The organism is Prevotella sp. HJM029 (genome assembly GCF_000599605.1).
Classification (GTDB): Bacteria; Bacteroidota; Bacteroidia; order Bacteroidales; family Bacteroidaceae; genus Prevotella.
Map to the genome: position 1 here is coordinate 121748 of NZ_KK082672.1, position 16452 is coordinate 138199.

Sequence of the window (16452 nt, forward strand, 5' to 3'; positions counted from 1 at the left end):
AGCCATGCCAACGGTGAAAATCCCAGCGCCGAACATGGTTCGGCCACGGTGACGCCAAAATCATAAAATTCCATTCATTTAGAGTTGAGGGGGCGGGAGTGCGCGATGCATTTCCGCCCCCGATTGTTGTGTGAGGTTGTATTCATTTGCGTATGGAAACGCCGCTGTGCGGACGTTCGGGCGGGCACGCAGGCACCGCCCCTACGGTTTCGTTTGGGTGGATTGCGTGTGGGAGGGTTGGTTTCGTTTGGGTGGATTGCGTGCAAATGGTCATTTTATTTGTGTGGGATTGCGTGGAAAAATATTACGGAGCGTGGTAGGGGCGGTGCCTATGTGCCCGCCCGTGTCGCTCCACAAGGGCGCATCCATCGTTAAAATCCCCACGCACAATGCGTGTATTTTTGGTATGGAAACGCCGCTACACGGACGTTCGGGCGGGCACACAGGCACCGCCCCTACGGTTTCGTTTGGGAAGATTGTGCATAAATGGTTATTTTGTTTGTGTGGAATGCGTGGAAAAATATTACGGAGCGTGGTAGGGGCGGTGCCTGTGTGCCCGCCCGTGTCGCCCTGCAGGGGCGCATCCATCGTTAAAATCCCCGCGCACAATGCCGTGTATTTTTGGTATGGAAACGCCGCTACGCGGACGTTCGGGCGGGCACACAGGCACCGCCCAAACGTGTTGGGAGTGGAATGTGCCGGCGGGGTTAATTGTGCACTAAGGTGCCGATGTCCTCGCCGTCCATCACGCGCTTTAGGTTGCCATAAACATCCATGTTGAACACATAGATGGGCAGGTTGTTTTCCTTGCACATGGCGGTGGCGGTGAGGTCCATCACTTTTAGTCCGCGTGTGTAGACCTCATCGTAGGTGATGGTGGTGAATTTCGTGGCCGAAGGGTCTTTCTCGGGGTCGGCGGTGTAGATGCCATCCACGCGCGTACCCTTCAGCATCACGTCGGCTTCAATCTCGATTCCGCGCAACGAACTGCCCGTGTCGGTGGTGAAATAGGGGCTTCCCGTGCCGGCCGAGAAGATGCAGACGTAGCCCGCCTCCATGGCTTCGATGGCTTTCCATTTGCTGTAAAATTCGCCGATGGGCTCCATGCGGATGGCTGTCAGCACTTTGTTTTTTACGTCGATGGCTCCCAATGCACTGCTCAGGGCCAAGGAGTTGATGACCGTGGCGCACATGCCCATTTGGTCGCCTTTGACGCGGTCGAATCCTTTTTGGCTGCCACTGAGCCCGCGGAAGATGTTGCCGCCACCAATCACAATGCCGATTTGCACACCCATCCGGTGCACTTCTTCAATTTGTCGGGCATAGTCGGCCAACCGTTGTGGGTCGATGCCGTGTCCTTGTTCGCCCATGAGGCTCTCGCCGCTGAGCTTTAATAAAATGCGTTTAAATCTTGCCATATTCTTTTGTTTGTTCGTTTTTTCGTTCTGTTGGAGTGGGCAACACATGTTCCACCGCTTTGAATTGTGCTTCGCGAATGTGCCCGTCGGGCGTGCGCAGCACCAAGGTGCCGTCGTCTTCCACCTCGATGATAGCTGCTTCAAATGTTTCGTTGGTGGCGGTGTCGCGATAGGTGTAGAAGCCTTTGCGACGGTAGAGTGCGGCATGATAGCAGGCCGAGAGGTCGGCATATTGGCCGTTTTCAATCCACCGATAATACTGGTCGAAGGCCGTTAGAATGTCGTTGAGCAGTGTTCGGCGGTCGATTTCGTGGCCGACGATTTGCGCCAACGAGATGGGGTTGGGCGCATTGCTGCAGAATTGCGTTTGGTTGACGTTCAGCCCCACGCCAAACACACAATCCTTAATGTGTCCGTTGGCGATGGAAGTCTCGATCAGTGTTCCGCTGATTTTGTAGTCGTTCCAATAAACATCGTTGGGCCATTTCAGCGAGATGCCGTCAGTGTGGGCGTCTAAGGCTTGTTTCAGTGCCAAAGCGCCAGCCATTGAGAGCAGGAATTGTGTGCGGATAGGCACCATGGTGGGATGCGTCATGATGCTAAAGAGTAGGTTCTTGCCAGGCTCACTCTCCCAGGTGTTGCTGCCCTGTCCGCGCCCTTTGCGTTGAAAATCGGCTGCCACCACGCACAGGCGCTCGTTGCTTGTTGCGTGTTGTTGACGCATGTAATCGTTGGTCGAGTCCACTTCGTCGAGCCAAGTGATGTTCCATTGCGGTGCCTTTTGTTTCTTTTTAAAAAACCACATTTTTTGTTTCTGTTTCTTGTGCCACGTGCTTAGCGCAGCAAGGGGTTAAAAGCATCTTCGATATGTTCTAACTGAAAGTTGTCGGGCGAGGAGCCTATGACGTTGATGATGTCGAAGCGCACCTCGTCGTCGAGCGCTTTCTCTTGCACATAGGCATGTGCTGCCAATCCTAAATGGCGGATTTTCTGTGGCGTGACGGCCTCTTCGGGCAGCATGATTTCGTCTGACGTGCGCGTCTTCACCTCCACAAACACCACGGTGATGCCATCGGGCGTTCGGGCAATGATGTCTAAATCGCGTGAGCCTTGTTGCCAATCGCGCTCCATGATGTCGTAGCCTTGTTGGGCCAAATAGCGTGCGGCGAAATCCTCGCCCATGCGACCTATGTCGTTATGTTTTGCCATTTCTGTGAGAATTGGTGTTGCAAAAATACGATTTTTCTATCGAAAAGCTCCCTTTCAGTGCCGTGCCCATTGCTTTTTTATGAAGCATGCACCTTGGATTGCTTTGTTCTGTGCGTTGCCATCGTGCCACATCTGCAGGGATGGGCGCTTACCACTTTAATTTGCGGCTACCATCGATTTCTTCAGTGATGGTTACTTTCAGAGCCTCTTCGGGCAGAATGTCTTCGATGAGTTCGGGCCATTCCAAGAGGCAAAGGCTGCCCCCATAGAAATAATCCTCATAGCCCATATCGTAGACCTCGTCTAATTTTTTGATGCGATAGAAGTCGAAGTGGAAGATACTGTTGCCCTCGCGGTTGGTATATTCGTTGACCAAAGAGAAAGTGGGCGAGGTGATTACGTCCTCAACGCCTAAGGTCTGGCAAAGTGCTTTGATGAAAGTGGTTTTGCCTGCGCCCATTTTTCCATAGAAGGCAATGACTTTGTGGTCGCCCATTTGAGCGAGAAATTGTTGTGCAGCCTCGTTGATGCTGCTGAGTGATGGGATGATAATTTCCATTTTTACTTTATTTTTGTTGTTCTATTTTTATGTTATCACGCTGCGGTTCTGCTTTGTGAGTTGTGCATCTGTCGCCTTTTTTGCGGGTATTAAAACCCTTCTAAATCATAATATTCATCGTCTAAATCGAGCGGCTTCACCGTTTTCACAGGAGGCTTTGGCTTTTCAGGCTTCGCTTTTTTCGATGTTTTGGCATCAACCTTTTGCGCTGTTTTCGTGCGCTTGATGTTCCAATCGGTAGGATCGATGGGATATTCGCTGCCGTCTTCTTTGATGATGCGCTCCAATTCGCGGTCGATGTCTTCGGCTGTTGTGGGCTTCTCGGGCTGCTTGGTCACCGTTTTTACGGGTTCGGTGAGCAGTTGTAAAGTCGATATTTTGAGCGGTGCAAAATGCTGTTGATAAAACTTTTCGTAGTCCCGATAGCTGAAGGGGTGGCCGATGAGCGCCTCATTTTCTTGACTGATGATGACGGAACGTGCCTGTTTGCTTAAGCCTTGGATGGCCGTCTGTTGATGAACAGCACGCGCATATTGCAGTGCCTCGTCATAGTTTTGAAAGCCTCCGACCGTCATTTGATGCACGCCTTCGCGGCGCTCAATCTGAATATCGAAATTGCGCACGAGATAGTTGGTGAAGTTATATTTGGCCAACTCGAACAGTAATTGATTTTCATTCACGGCATCGGGCGCATAGACCATCACGTAGAGGAAGGGAGTTTGTCGCTCGTTACTGAATTTCACTTGGTGCAAGGCATCGCTATCATTGAGCACTTCGCTGCGCCGTTGCCACACATTTTCAAGATCGAATCGACCATTGTTGGGTGTCTTTCCCGCCTGAATGCCATTGATGATCATGCCCGCCATGGTGGCGAGTGGACTATTGGGGTGGGCTGAAAGAAGCGTGCTTAACCGTTGCAAAGCGGTGGAAAGGTGGCCTTGATGAAGCTGATTGAGAGCACTGATCATGAGAAATTTATCATGATTGTTGCCCTTCGGAAAACGTTTCTGTGCCGTTTCAAACAACTGGTCGACGCGTTCTTTATCATCATGTTTAAAGGCTTCGTAGGCGGCTGTGTAGAGCGAGTCTTCAATCTGTTCGCCTCGGCGCGCATCCTCTGCATAATGGGGACTGCGCAACTGTCGCGCCACTTCGCTCTGTGGATATTCCTGTTCGAGTCGTTGAAGGTAGTGTTGTGCCAAGGAGGGTTGCTGTTGGCGCATGTAGATGAGATACAGCCGGTGATACACTTCATCGCGTTGTGCAAAGGATGGAAACTCATGCAGCAGGCGCAACAGGTAGCGTTGGCTGAGATCGGGGCGGTCGAGCAGGTCGTTAAAGAGCAATCCGCTGTGGAAAAGGGCTTGCGAAAGTTTTTCGTTGCTGGCTTGTATTTGCGCTGGCGTATGCGGAATTTGCTTGAGATAATAAGCCGGTTGATGGGGATCATTGTCTAAGGAGTCGGATGCTTGCTGCTGTTGCGCAATGTCCTTTTCAATCTTATCATTGAGCGTGTCGTTAGGAACTGCGGCGATGTCATCCATGTTGACCACCGTTTTGTTTTCGCGTTGCCAGTTGTCTTCGTTTTTTCGGTGCCCCCATGTGCGTTGAAACTGCTCAATGCCTCGTGCCACCAACACCGGATTGTAGAAATACCATGTGTTGCTGCCTGCATCGGGTGTTGGCATGGGTTGTGCAAAGCCTGTAGCAGTGTTGTCGTTTTGGGGCTGTGTGGCTCGGCGTTCTTTTTGTTTTAGTGCTGCAATCATGCGTTTGATGATGGCATCGCGCTGTGCATCGCTCATCTTTGATAGGCGTTGCAGCGAGTCTTGCAATGCCACTTCATCGGTAAACGGCACGAGCCGTTCTAATTGTTGCTGGCGAAGCGCCAAACGGTCATAGTCTTTTCGGTCGCGGTCTAACAAGCCAATGGCCTGGTCGTAGCAGCGCTTGGCATCGCCAAAACGTTCTTTGTCCCAATAAAGATTGCCGAGTTTGAGCAGCAGCACACCCTTCTCTATGCCTTGTTGCGTGGCGCGTTCGTTGCCTTGTTCGTAGGCTTCGATGGCGCGGAGTGTGTCGCGTTGTGCAAGATAGATGTTGCCTAAGGCATAAAACACCTGGTCGAGATAGGCCTGATTGTTTTCGTTGCGTGCCATTCGGCGCAATTTTGCAATCATCTTTTGCTGGTTACCTGGCGCCATTACCTCGGTCATGGCGATGCGGGCATGAAACGAAAGCTCGTAGGAGGGGTTGAGTGCTATCACCTTTTTGAAAGCCTCGTAGGCCTGCGCGGGCTGTTTTTGTTGCGTGAACAGTTGCCCCAAGAGAAACCACTCGCGTGCCTTTTGTTTGCGCCGCATCTCGTGTTGGATGACGCGTTGCAAATAGACGATGGCCTGTTGCGTGTCGCCCGTGTGCAGATAGTAGTCGGCATAGGTGTAGTCCCACTCTTTTTGCGCCTGCCAGTGCATGGAGTCGCGTGCCATGTTGCGCAGCACCTCTTCGGCATCATAGCGCCAACCGGCCTCAATATAGCTTTTGGCCAACCAGGCTTGTGCCCGTTGATAGATGGCGGGTTGCGTGGCATAGAGGCGGCTCATGTAGGCAAAGGTGGAGATGGCGTTTTCGAAATCGCCTTTGAAGAATTGCGCACGTCCCATCAAGAGCCACACCTTCCACATCGTGGGGTTGTATTCCCGCCGGTTAAGCCACTCAATATCTTCGGGCGTTTTGCGGCGGTTTTTGTCCCAAATGGGGTGACGCTTGATGCTGTGCAGACGAATAGCTTTCTCACATTTGGCAATGGCGAGGTCGTAGTTGGCTTGTCCTATGGCGCGACTCTCTTTGTTGTCGATGGTGTAGAGCGGCAGTTGTTCGGTGAAATGGTCGTGATTGCCATTCTCTTTTTCCAACGAAGCATCGATATAGGCCACCGAGGCGTTGTAGTAGACATTATATTTCGTGTGAAACGATTGCCACCATCGCGTGGCTAAAGTGTTGCGTTTTGTGGCGCAATTCGATAGCAATAGCATGGCAAAACATGCTGAAATGGTGGCAAATTTAGCATTCATTGTTTGGCGAGGAGTTTGGAAATGCCGAAAACAAGGATGCTCACAAAGATGATGGTTGCGCCCGAAGGCACATTGAGCAGGTAGCTAAGGCTTAGTCCAAGGAGACAGTCTATCCAGCCAAAGCCAATGGAAAGCAGCATCATGCGCTTGAAATGGCAGGTGAAGAGGTTGGCGGTCATTTGCGGAATGGTGAGCAGACTGAGCGAGAGCACGATGCCAACCATGCGCAAAGTCGACACGATGGTCATGGCGATGAGGGCCATCATGACATATTCAATGGCGCGCACGGGCAGGCCTTGCGATAGGGCAAAGGTGCGATCGAAGGCTACACTGAGCACCGCACGATAGCACAAACTCACAAAGAGAATGACTACTATGGCCAGCACGACAAGGAATAAGAGGTCGGAAGTGTCGATGGTGAGGATGCTGCCAAAGAGGAATGAGGGCAGATCGGGGATGAAACCCGGCGTGAGGAAGCAGCAAATGATGCCGACACTCATGCCGAAAGTCCAAAACAAAGCGATGGCCGAGTCTTCGCGCACATGCTCTTTTTGCGCCATATATTCCACGCCAAAGGCACTCAAGATGGCAAAGAGGGTGGCCGAAAGGATGGGGTTGATGCCCAGGAAAACACCTAAACCGATGCCACCAAACGATGCGTGGGTGATGCCACCACTGATGAACACCAGACGACGCGCCACGATATAGGTGCCGATGATGCCACAAACGATGCTGGCTAAGCACGCCCCTAAGAGGGCATTTTGGAAGAAGGTGTAGTGAAGCAGGTCAATCATGGGCTAACGCTATATAATCGTCTTTAATTTGATTGGGCATGTTGATGCCACGCAGAATGAGGCTTCTGTTCCATGCTTTCACCTCATCGGGACGCATGGTTTGCATCACTTCGGCAAAAGCTTCGGCCTCGTCGTCGCTAAAATCGTCGGACGCACGCCCTTTAAACCGGTCGAGTTCTTCGTCGTCGAAATATTCTATGGGTTGCGTGGCTGCAAGCATCATGCATTTTTGTTCGCAGAGATCGTTCTCACCCGAGCAGGTGGCACACGAGTCATGCACGACAAGGGGCGCCTCGGGCTCGCCTTTTTTATGGGCGAGCAACGTGCCAATGGCTGTGAGAAGACCTAAGGCAAGGAGTGAAAGCAGCAGATAAATCATAGGTGGAAGCCGGCTTTTTTGAGGTCGTCCCAATAGTGGGGATAGGATTTGCTCACCACTTCGGGGTGGTTGATACACAGCCCCTTGATGCGGAATGCGGCCGGCGCAAAAGCCAATGCCATGCGATGATCGGCATAGGTTTCAATGGGTTCGGTCGATGGCGTGCAGCGTTCGCCTTCCCAAAATAGCTCGTCGTCGTTGGCCGTGTCTATCACGTAGCCCAGCTTTCGCATTTCAGTTTGCAGCGCCTCGATGCGGTTGCATTCCTTCATGGTGAGGGTTTGCAGCCCTTTGAAATGAAACTTCACGTCCATGAGCGCACAGCACACCACAAAGGTTTGTGCCAAATCGGGTGCGCCTGTGAAGTTGTAGTCTAAACGATGGAGCGGGCATGGCTGGCGATGCAGCGTGATGGTGGTGGGCAGACCGTGCTCGGTGGAAGCAAAATGGGTTTTGATGCCCAAGAGCGAAAAGAGGTATTTCACCACCGAGTCGCCCTGAATCGAACCATCCATCAGGCCCATGAGTTGCACGTGGGCAGTTGTTTCGGGTGCCAATGCCATGAGCGCATACCAATAGCTGGCGGCGGTCCAGTCGCTCTCTATGGTGTAGGAGCAGGGCGCATAGGGTTGCGGTTCCACGCGAATGGTGTTGCTGTCGATCCAATCGGCTTTAGCATGGAAATCGCGCATCATGCAAAGCGTCAGGTCGATATAGGGGCGCGAGCTGATGTCGCCGGTGAGTTTCAGTGTCAGCCCCTGCGGCATGGTGGGCGCAATGAGGAGCAGCGCCGTGGTGAATTGCGAACTCACATGCCCCGGAATTTCAATCGTTCCGCCCTCGATGGGGTGACCTTGGATGCGCAAGGGAGGAAAGCCCGGTTGCCCTTCGTAGTGAATGGTTGCGCCAAGTTGCCGCAGCGCGTCCACCAAGCTGCCGATGGGACGCTGTTGCATGCGTGCTGTTCCGGTGAGGATGTGCTCGCCCTCGCCAATCGACAGATAGGCCGTTAGAAAGCGCATGGCGCTGCCGGCGCCGTGAATATCGATGGTGCGGGGCATGTTGTGCAGTGCATGTTGCAGCACAAGGGTGTCGTCGCAGTCGCTCAGATGGTGTAATGTAGTGGTGCCTTTCGTGAGTGCCTGCATGATGAGTGCGCGGTTGCTGATGCTTTTGCTGGCCGGAATTTGCAGGGCAATGTTGAGTTCGTCGGGTGCTTGAATTGTATAGAACATGCTGTGGAATGTTACCTGTTTCGATGTTGTTGCAAAAGTACAAACAAAAAGTGAGAAATCAAACCCCGTGAGGTTTGAAATGCGCCTGCCCCGCCTTATTTTCGGTTGGCTATGTTGTGGAGTTCGTTGGTTTCCCGGTCGGAGACAGAAAATCCCCCACTCACTAACATGTTTTCAAACGGAAAAGGCTTAGCGAGCCGCTCACTAACGTGTTTGTTAGTTTTATAGATGAATGCTCCAACGCTTTTCTCAAGTCCGAAGGCTGTTATCTCGCCTTTTCGTGGTTTATTCCACCGTCCACGTGTCGTTGGTTTCTAACAATTCGGCAAAGTTGTGATAGCTTTGCTTCGCTTTTTGCTCGGCCAACTGCTCGTAGATGCAATCGTTGTAGGTGGGGGCAGGCACATCGCGGATGACGCCCAAGGCCACAGGAAAGCCATCTTCGTTGCGCATCATGGCTAATTTCATTTGCAGCGTGTTGTCGGTGCAATGGGCATCGTGCACGAGGATGTCGCTCTTTTTTACGCCGTCTTCGCCTACTTTTACCACTTTCAGGCCAAATCCCTCTTGCATGAGGCCCCATTCTTTGTTTGCGCCGAACAGCATAGGCTGGCCGTGTTCCAAATAGATGGCGTGCATTTCGCGCCCTTCGCGGGTGTAGATGGGTGTATAGCAACCGTTGTTGAAAATCATGCAGTTTTGTAAAATCTCGCAGACAGCCGCTCCTTTATGTTGCTGTGCGGCTTTCAGAAGTGCCACCGTGTGGACGCTATCGTTGGCCACCGCACGACCAAAGAATTGTCCACGCGCACCAAAACAGAGTTCGGCGGGGCAGAAGGGGTCTTCGACGGTGCCATAAGGGCTCGACTTTGACACGAAACCGCGCGGCGAGGTGGGCGAATATTGCCCTTTGGTGAGGCCGTAGATGCGGTTGTTGAGCAAGATGATATTGAGGTCGATGTTGCGGCGAATGGCGTGGATAAAATGGTTACCGCCAATGGCTAAACCGTCGCCGTCGCCCGAAATTTGCCACACGGTGAGCTGTGGGCGAGCCACTTTCACGCCACTGGCGATGGCTGCTGCACGCCCATGAATGGTTTGCATGCCATAGGTGTTGACATAATAGGACAGGCGGCCGCTACAGCCGATGCCCGAGATGACGGCCGTTTCGTGGGGCGGAATGCCTAATTCGACCATGGCTTTGTGCAGCGAATTGAGGAAAAAATGGTCACCGCAACCCGGGCACCAGCGTGGTTTGCCCTTTTTATAATCGTTGATAGTGTATTCCATTGTGATGTGTTATTGGTGAATGATGTTTGAAAACGCTTTCGTGAGTTTGCTCACTTTCAGGGGCTGCCCCGTGACTTCGTTGTATTGGCGTGGCGCAAAGCCATCGATTTTCATGCGCAGATAGGCTGCAAACTGACCTAAATTCTGTTCGGCAACCACCACTTTGGGATAGCCGAGGAGCACGCGCGCCGCATTTTGTGGCAGCGGATTGATGAATTTGAAATGGGCTAATGCCACTTTCTCGCCTTTGCTGCGCAGCGCTTCCATCGCCGTATAGAGATGGCCGAAGGTACCGCCGAAGCCCACAATGAGCAGCTCGGCATCGTCTTTGTCACCGAAAACGGGCACGTCGGGCACATCGATGCTCGCCACTTTGCCGGCGCGCAGCCGCGTCATGCGGTCGTGGTTTTCAGGATTGTTGGAGATAACACCCGTGCTGCAGTCCTTCTCCAATCCGCCTATCACATGCTCAAAGCCCGGCATGCCCGGCGTAGCCCAATAGCGTGCCAGCGTTTTCTCGTTGCGTTTATAGGGCGAGAAAGTGTCGCGCAACGCCGCAGTGGCCATGGGTGGCGTGATGGTGGGCAAGTCGTTGAGCGTTTTCAAGCGCCATGCGCCCGAACCGTTGGCGATATAAGCATCGCTCAGCACCACCACGGGCGTCATGTATTCCACAGCCATCTTGCACGCATCGAATGCCGCTTGGAAACAGTCGGTGGGCGATGTGGGCGCTATCACGGGCATAGGACTTTCGCCGTTGCGGCCGAAAAGCACCTGCAGCAAATCGGTTTGCTCGGTTTTGGTGGGCAGGCCTGTCGACGGACCGCCACGCATCACGTCGACAATCACCAAGGGCAGTTCGTCCATCACGGCCAAGTTCATGGCTTCGGATTTCAAACAAATGCCTGGTCCCGACGTGGAGGTGACGCCCAACACACCTGCAAACGAGGCGCCGATAGCCGTGCAGCAAGCGGCCAACTCGTCTTCGCATTGCATGGTGATGACGCCCATGGCTTTGTGTTTCGCCAGCTCGTTGAGAATGTCGGTGGCTGGTGTGATGGGGTAACTGCCGAGAAACAGGCGCAGCCCCGCGCGCTCGGCGGCGGCCATGAGCCCGTAGGCAATGGCTTTGTTGCCCGTGATGTCCATGTAGCGCCCAGGCCGTTTGTGAATCGACTCGATGCGGTAGGTGGCTGGAACCGAAGCGTGGGTGTTGTAGCCATAATCATAGCCAGCATGCAGCACGCGGATGTTATTTTCGGCCACATCAGGCTTTGCTTTAAACTTTTTGCGCAGATAGCTCTCCACCAGCGACTGGCTGCGGTTGAAGAGCCAGCAAACGATGCCCAAAGCAAACATGTTGCGGCATTTCAACACGGCTTTGTTGTCGAGCGCGGTGTCGCGCAAACAGGCCTTTACCATCGACGTGATGGGGCACGCCACCACGCGATCGCCATCGATACCGAGCTCTCCAAGATAGTCGTTGGTTTGAAATTCGGCCTTGCGCAAGTCCTCTTCTTTGAAGTTGTCGCTGTCGATGATGATGGTAGCCGAGGGTGCTGCATGCTGAATTTGCATTTTCAGTGCGGCGGCATTCATTGCCACGAGCACATCGCAAAGGTCACCTGGCGTGAGCACCTCGTCTTCACCAATTTTCACTTGGTATCCGCTCACGCCCGACAGCGAACCTTGTGGCGCGCGAATGTCGGCAGGATAGTCCTGCAGCGTGGAGATGCCGTTGCCTACTTCGGCCGAAATCATCGAAAAAATGGTGCCGGCCAATTGCATTCCGTCGCCCGAATCGCCCGAAAACCGAACGGCGACCTGATGCAACTCTTTTACTTGAATTCCCTTCATAGACCTTTAGGTTAGAAACACCTCAAAAGTAGAAGATTTTTATGAGACGGGCAAACGATAGGCATATTATTTTGTTTTCGGGGCGAAAAAATAGCGTTTCAGAAGGGAATGATGCCATGAAAATGTGCCATCCGCGCCCGTTGCGAAAGATATTTTAGAGCAAAAAAATACATTTTCTTGATGTATGCACCCCTGCGACAACAGAAAAAATATATTTTCTTGATGTATGCATCCTTGCGGCAACGGAAAAATACATTTTCTTGATGTATGCACCCTTGCGGCAACGGAAAAAATACATTTTCTTGATGTATGCACCCTTGCGGCAACGGAAAAATACATTTTCTCGATGTATGCACCCTTGCGGCAACGGAAAAAATACATTTTCTTGATGTATGCACCCCTGCGGCAACGGAAAAAATACATTTCCTTGATGGATGCATCCTTGCAGCAATGGAAAGAGATATTCTCAATGCTGCGAACGGAAGGAAGAAAGCACCTTTTTTAATTGAAATCGTGCATTCGAGCAGCAGAAACCATCGTCTGTCCCCTTGTTTTTTATTAATTTTGCAGCCACGATGACAATCTTAATCACACTTCTCGTTTATTTTGGCGTGCTCTTGGTTTTGAGTCGACTCACCACACGTCATTCCTCCAACGACACTTTTTATCGGGGCAACCGGCAATCGCCGTGGCCTTTGGTAGCCTTTGGCATGGTGGGCGCCTCCATTTCGGGTGTCACGTTTATCAGCGTGCCTGGCATGGCCGTCACCACGCAGTTCACCTATCTGCAAATGTGCTTGGGCTTTGCCGTGGGCTATGTGGTAGTGGCCTTTGTGTTGCTGCCGGTTTACTATCGGCTCAACCTCACCACCATCTATAGTTATCTGCAAACGCGTTTAGGGCAACAGGCCTATAAGACGGGCGCAGGTTTCTTTTTGCTGTCGAAAATCTTGGGTTCGGCCGTCAAATTTGGTGTTATCTGCATGGTGCTGCAACGGTTTGTGCTCGACGCGTTGCACATTCCGTTTGTCCTCACCGTGGTGCTGATGATGGGACTCATCTGGCTCTACACGCGGCGCGGCGGCATTAAGACGCTCGTTTTCACCGACACGTTTCAAACCTTTTGCATGTTTGCAGCCTTGCTACTCATCATTTGGCGGGTGAACAGCGCGCTCCATTATTCGCTCTCCGACAGTCTGCGCGCCATCGCGGCCGACGAACATAGCCGCATCTTTGTGTGGGATGATTTCATGAGTCGGCAGAATTTCTGGAAACAGTTTCTCAGTGGCATCTTCGTGGTGGTGGTGATGACGGGGCTGGATCAAGACATGATGCAGAAAAACCTCACGTGCAAGGGACTACGCGAAGCACAAAAAGATATGTGCAGCTATGGATTAGCTTTCTTTCCAGCCAATTTATTGTTCCTGGCTCTCGGCGTGTTGCTCATGCAGTTAGCTGCGCAGCAAGGCTCGCCGCTGCCGGCATTAACCGACGATTTGCTGCCTCTTTTTGCCGCATCGGGTCGCTTGGGCACGGCCGTCGTGGTGTTTTTCACCATCGGTATCGTGGCCGCCAGCTTCTCGAGTGCCGATAGTGCACTCACGGCGTTGACGACAACGTGGTGTGTCGACATTGCCGAGCGTCCCCACGATGAGCGACTTCGGCGGCGCACCCATGCGCTCATGGCCGTGGCTTTTGCAGCCATGATTTTAATTTTTAATGCGGTCAACACCACAAGCGTCATCGATGCTATCTACACCCTCTGCTCCTACACCTACGGACCGCTGCTGGGGCTCTTTGCCTTTGCCCTGTTCACGCGCTGTCGGGTGCGCGGCCGATGGGTGCCGTGGGTGTGCATAATAAGTCCGGTTATCTGTTGGGCAGTGAGTATTCTGACACAACAAATAACCGGATATGAAATGGGCTACGAACGGTTGATGCTCAATGGCGCATTAACCTTCGGCGGATTGTTTATTTTCCGAGCTCGCTAAGATAGGCCTGTGCATCTAAAGCAGCTTTCGCTCCAGTACCAGCGGCGATGATAGCTTGCTGATAATGGGGGTCGCAAACATCGCCTGCAGCAAATACTCCCGGAACGTTGGTGGCCTGATTTTGTCCCTTCAGGCAAATGAACCCTTGCTCATCGAGCGTTATGAAATCCTTAAACAGCGCCGACTGTGGCGTGTGCCCAATGGCCAAGAAAAAGCCGTCGATGGGCAAATCGTATGTCCGTTCGTCGCTTTCGCCTTTGCGATAAACCACGTGTGCGCCTTCCACACCATTCTCACCATAAAGCCCTAATGTGTTCGTTTCGTAGAGAATTTCGATGTTCTCGGCCTCTTCCACACGCTTTTGCATGGCTGCCGACGCGCGAAGATAGGGCTTGCGCACAATCATATACACCTTTTTGCAAAGACCGGCCAAGTAGTGAGCCTCCTCGCAAGCCGTGTCGCCACCGCCCACAACAGCCACCACTTTCTTGCGATAGAAGAACCCATCGCAGGTGGCGCAAGCGCTAACACCTTGTCCGGCATACTTCTTTTCGTCGGGCAAGCCTAAATATTTGGCTGTGGCACCCGTCGCAATAATCACACTTTCGGCCTCAATCGTTTCGCTATGATCGGTAGTCACGGTGTAGGGTTTGCGGCTAAAGTCAACCTTGGTAATCTCGCCATCGCGCAAATCGGCACCAAATCGGGCCGCTTGTTCGCGCAAATCCATCATCATCTGGTTGCCATCCACGCCATTGGGATAGCCCGGAAAGTTGTCAACGATGGTGGTTTGAGTGAGCTGTCCACCTGTCTGCAAGCCCGCATAAAGCACGGGATTGAGGTTAGCTCTGCTGGCATAAAGTGCTGCGGTGTAGCCCGCTGGGCCACTACCAATGATTAAACATTTTACATACTCCATATTGTTTTCTCCTTTCTAAAAATAATTCGTTATGCGTCTAAAAGTTTTTCAATCTCTTGTGCAATGTGATCCATGCTTTCAGTAGGTTCGAAACGTGCCACCACTTGCCCTTTCTTGTTGATTAAAAACTTGGTGAAATTCCATTTAATATCGCTCTTTGCCTTGTAATCGGGGTCGGCCTCGCTCAACATTTTGTCTAAAATGGGGTAGAGCGGATGGCTCTCATCCCAGCCGGCAAAGCCCTTTTGTTCTTTCAAAAACACGAACAGTGGGTCGGCCTCGTCGCCATTTACCTTCACCTTTTTAAAGCGTGGAAACTCGGTATTGTAATTGAGCTTGCAAAACTGGTGAATGCTTTCGTCAGTGCCGGGTGCTTGTTGACCAAACTGGTTGCAAGGGAAATCCAACACTTCAAACCCCCGACTGTGGTAAGTTTCATAGAGCTTCTCCAACGCTTCGTATTGCGGTGTGAAACCACATTGCGTGGCTGTGTTCACAATGAGCAACACTTCGTTGGCATATTCTTTTAACGCTACGGGCGCTCCTTTTCTGTCTTTAACGAAATAATCGTAAACGGTTTTCATTTTCTTCTATGATAAATGCTATTAATATTGATGCTTGTTGCAAGCCATGTGGCAAAAACAATGCCAACTTGTGTGCAAAGGTAGTGATTTTATTCCTACAAGCGAGGAGCACACCCTCATGTTAACGCAATTTTAGAGTTGTCGGTTGCTACGAGCCTTATGATGCTTTCCCTGCTGTTCCATGGCCTTTTTGCCAATTCTTCCTTGTTAAAAAAGGGAAATCCCTATTTAAAATATAGGGACATGATGAGGCGAGTTGCGCAATACTTCTTATCTTTGCCCTTGTTTTTAAGTAGCAGAAGAATGAAAATGAAAAGAATAAAGCCTATGAAACAGCTATCGGTTTGGAGCTTTGCCGCTCTTTTGTGTAGCGCATTGCTATTCTCCTCGTGCAATGACGATGCCGCGGTGGCATCTTATTTGAGTGGAACATGGGAGGGAACGGTGTTCTCTGAAGTGGATTATGGTGGACAGGTCTACCAAATCACTCGCTCAGAAGTTGAGTTTACCAGTGGTTACACCTCTGGCACGGGCTATTGGGTGGACTATTATGGACGTGGTTATGGTCGCCGCTACACCGCCAACCACATTCGTTGGCATGTGGAGAATCAAAGCATCTACATTCATTTCATCGAAGAAAATAGCGATGTGGTCATCGACGACTATCGCCTCACCGATGATTGGCTCACGGGCTATGCTTCAACATCAAGTGGTAATCGGGTGCGCATAAGACTTTATCACACCTCATCGCCCAATTGGAACGACTATGATTATGGCTACAACAACTATTATGGTTATGCCAAGAGTCGCAATGCTGAGGGCACGGTGCCTGTGCAACGCAAGTATATCCGATAAACGAATGTAGCAATATCAACAGCAAAGCAGCCCACTTTCTCGTAAAAAGTGGGCTGCTTTTATTCGTGATTTAGGTCATTTTTTCATGCCATTTGTTGCATTTTTGCTGCGAAGCTTTTTCTGTTTGTTAAAAAACAGCTAAATTTGCAGTCGAAAAAGAAATAAACAATGGTAGATAGTCAGATGAAACAGGATAGCATGTTGGCGCAAAAGAATTTCACTTTTGTCGCTTTTTTTATGCCTTTTTATTTGGCTCTTCCAAATAATTGTGTAACACACACACACACA

General features: G+C 51.5%; 15 protein-coding genes. 2 read left to right on the forward strand and 13 right to left on the reverse strand.

Annotated features, from left to right (window positions below):
- Positions 1-270: 270 nt before the first annotated feature.
- From X919_RS0111510 to X919_RS0111560, 11 genes are all read right to left on the reverse strand, one after another.
- Positions 271-588, reverse strand: coding sequence for a hypothetical protein (locus X919_RS0111510; protein WP_028900242.1), 318 nt, complete (start codon positions 586-588; stop codon positions 271-273).
- A 119-nt stretch (positions 589-707) separates the two neighbouring features.
- Positions 708-1418 (reverse strand): UMP kinase, encoded by a 711-nt coding sequence (pyrH, locus tag X919_RS0111515; RefSeq protein ID WP_028900243.1) that lies wholly within the window; start codon positions 1416-1418, stop codon positions 708-710.
- A complete protein-coding gene (locus tag X919_RS0111520) occupies positions 1405-2223 on the reverse strand; it encodes a biotin--[acetyl-CoA-carboxylase] ligase (protein ID WP_028900244.1) in 819 nt (272 codons plus the stop codon). Before X919_RS0111520 ends, pyrH begins: the two co-directional genes overlap by 14 nt.
- A gap of 29 nt (positions 2224-2252) precedes the next feature.
- Positions 2253-2627 carry a YraN family protein gene (locus tag X919_RS0111525; RefSeq protein WP_028900245.1) on the reverse strand — a complete coding sequence of 125 codons (375 nt, stop codon included), beginning with the start codon at positions 2625-2627 and terminating at the stop codon, positions 2253-2255.
- A gap of 148 nt (positions 2628-2775) precedes the next feature.
- Complete coding sequence (gene tsaE, locus X919_RS0111530) at positions 2776-3186, reverse strand: tRNA (adenosine(37)-N6)-threonylcarbamoyltransferase complex ATPase subunit type 1 TsaE (protein ID WP_028900246.1); 411 nt, start codon at positions 3184-3186, stop codon at positions 2776-2778.
- Positions 3187-3275: 89 nt separating this feature from the next.
- A complete protein-coding gene (locus X919_RS0111535) occupies positions 3276-6260 on the reverse strand; it encodes a type IX secretion system periplasmic lipoprotein PorW/SprE (protein WP_051502522.1) in 2985 nt (994 codons plus the stop codon).
- Entirely contained in the window at positions 6257-7054 is a 798-nt protein-coding gene (locus tag X919_RS0111540) for a metal ABC transporter permease (RefSeq protein WP_036917940.1), read from the reverse strand. Before X919_RS0111540 ends, X919_RS0111535 begins: the two co-directional genes overlap by 4 nt.
- Positions 7047-7433: a hypothetical protein gene (locus X919_RS0111545; protein ID WP_028900249.1), complete on the reverse strand. Its 387-nt coding sequence runs from the start codon at positions 7431-7433 to the stop codon at positions 7047-7049. The genes X919_RS0111540 and X919_RS0111545 overlap by 8 nt, the downstream gene beginning before the upstream one ends.
- Complete coding sequence (locus X919_RS0111550) at positions 7430-8668, reverse strand: 3-phosphoshikimate 1-carboxyvinyltransferase (protein WP_028900250.1); 1239 nt, start codon at positions 8666-8668, stop codon at positions 7430-7432. The genes X919_RS0111545 and X919_RS0111550 overlap by 4 nt, the downstream gene beginning before the upstream one ends.
- 285 nt (positions 8669-8953) lie before the next feature.
- Positions 8954-9958 carry a 2-oxoacid:ferredoxin oxidoreductase subunit beta gene (locus X919_RS0111555; protein ID WP_028900251.1) on the reverse strand — a complete coding sequence of 335 codons (1005 nt, stop codon included), beginning with the start codon at positions 9956-9958 and terminating at the stop codon, positions 8954-8956.
- Between the two features lie 9 nt (positions 9959-9967).
- Positions 9968-11815: a 2-oxoacid:acceptor oxidoreductase subunit alpha gene (locus tag X919_RS0111560; RefSeq protein ID WP_028900252.1), complete on the reverse strand. Its 1848-nt coding sequence runs from the start codon at positions 11813-11815 to the stop codon at positions 9968-9970.
- A 575-nt stretch (positions 11816-12390) separates the two neighbouring features.
- Between X919_RS0111560 and X919_RS0111570 the strand changes: the two genes are divergently transcribed.
- Positions 12391-13806 (forward strand): sodium:solute symporter, encoded by a 1416-nt coding sequence (locus X919_RS0111570; protein ID WP_028900254.1) that lies wholly within the window; start codon positions 12391-12393, stop codon positions 13804-13806.
- Here the strand turns inward: X919_RS0111570 and trxB are convergent.
- Both trxB and X919_RS0111580 read right to left on the reverse strand, forming a co-directional pair.
- Positions 13787-14725: a thioredoxin-disulfide reductase gene (gene trxB, locus X919_RS0111575; protein WP_028900255.1), complete on the reverse strand. Its 939-nt coding sequence runs from the start codon at positions 14723-14725 to the stop codon at positions 13787-13789. The two genes, X919_RS0111570 and trxB, sit on opposite strands and share 20 nt — an antisense overlap.
- Before the next feature lie 29 nt (positions 14726-14754).
- Positions 14755-15309: a glutathione peroxidase gene (locus X919_RS0111580; protein WP_004379095.1), complete on the reverse strand. Its 555-nt coding sequence runs from the start codon at positions 15307-15309 to the stop codon at positions 14755-14757.
- A gap of 309 nt (positions 15310-15618) precedes the next feature.
- Here X919_RS0111580 and X919_RS0111585 point away from each other — a divergent pair, with 309 nt between their 5' ends.
- Positions 15619-16164: a hepatitis A virus cellular receptor 1 gene (locus X919_RS0111585; RefSeq protein WP_371212595.1), complete on the forward strand. Its 546-nt coding sequence runs from the start codon at positions 15619-15621 to the stop codon at positions 16162-16164.
- Positions 16165-16452 lie beyond the last annotated feature (288 nt).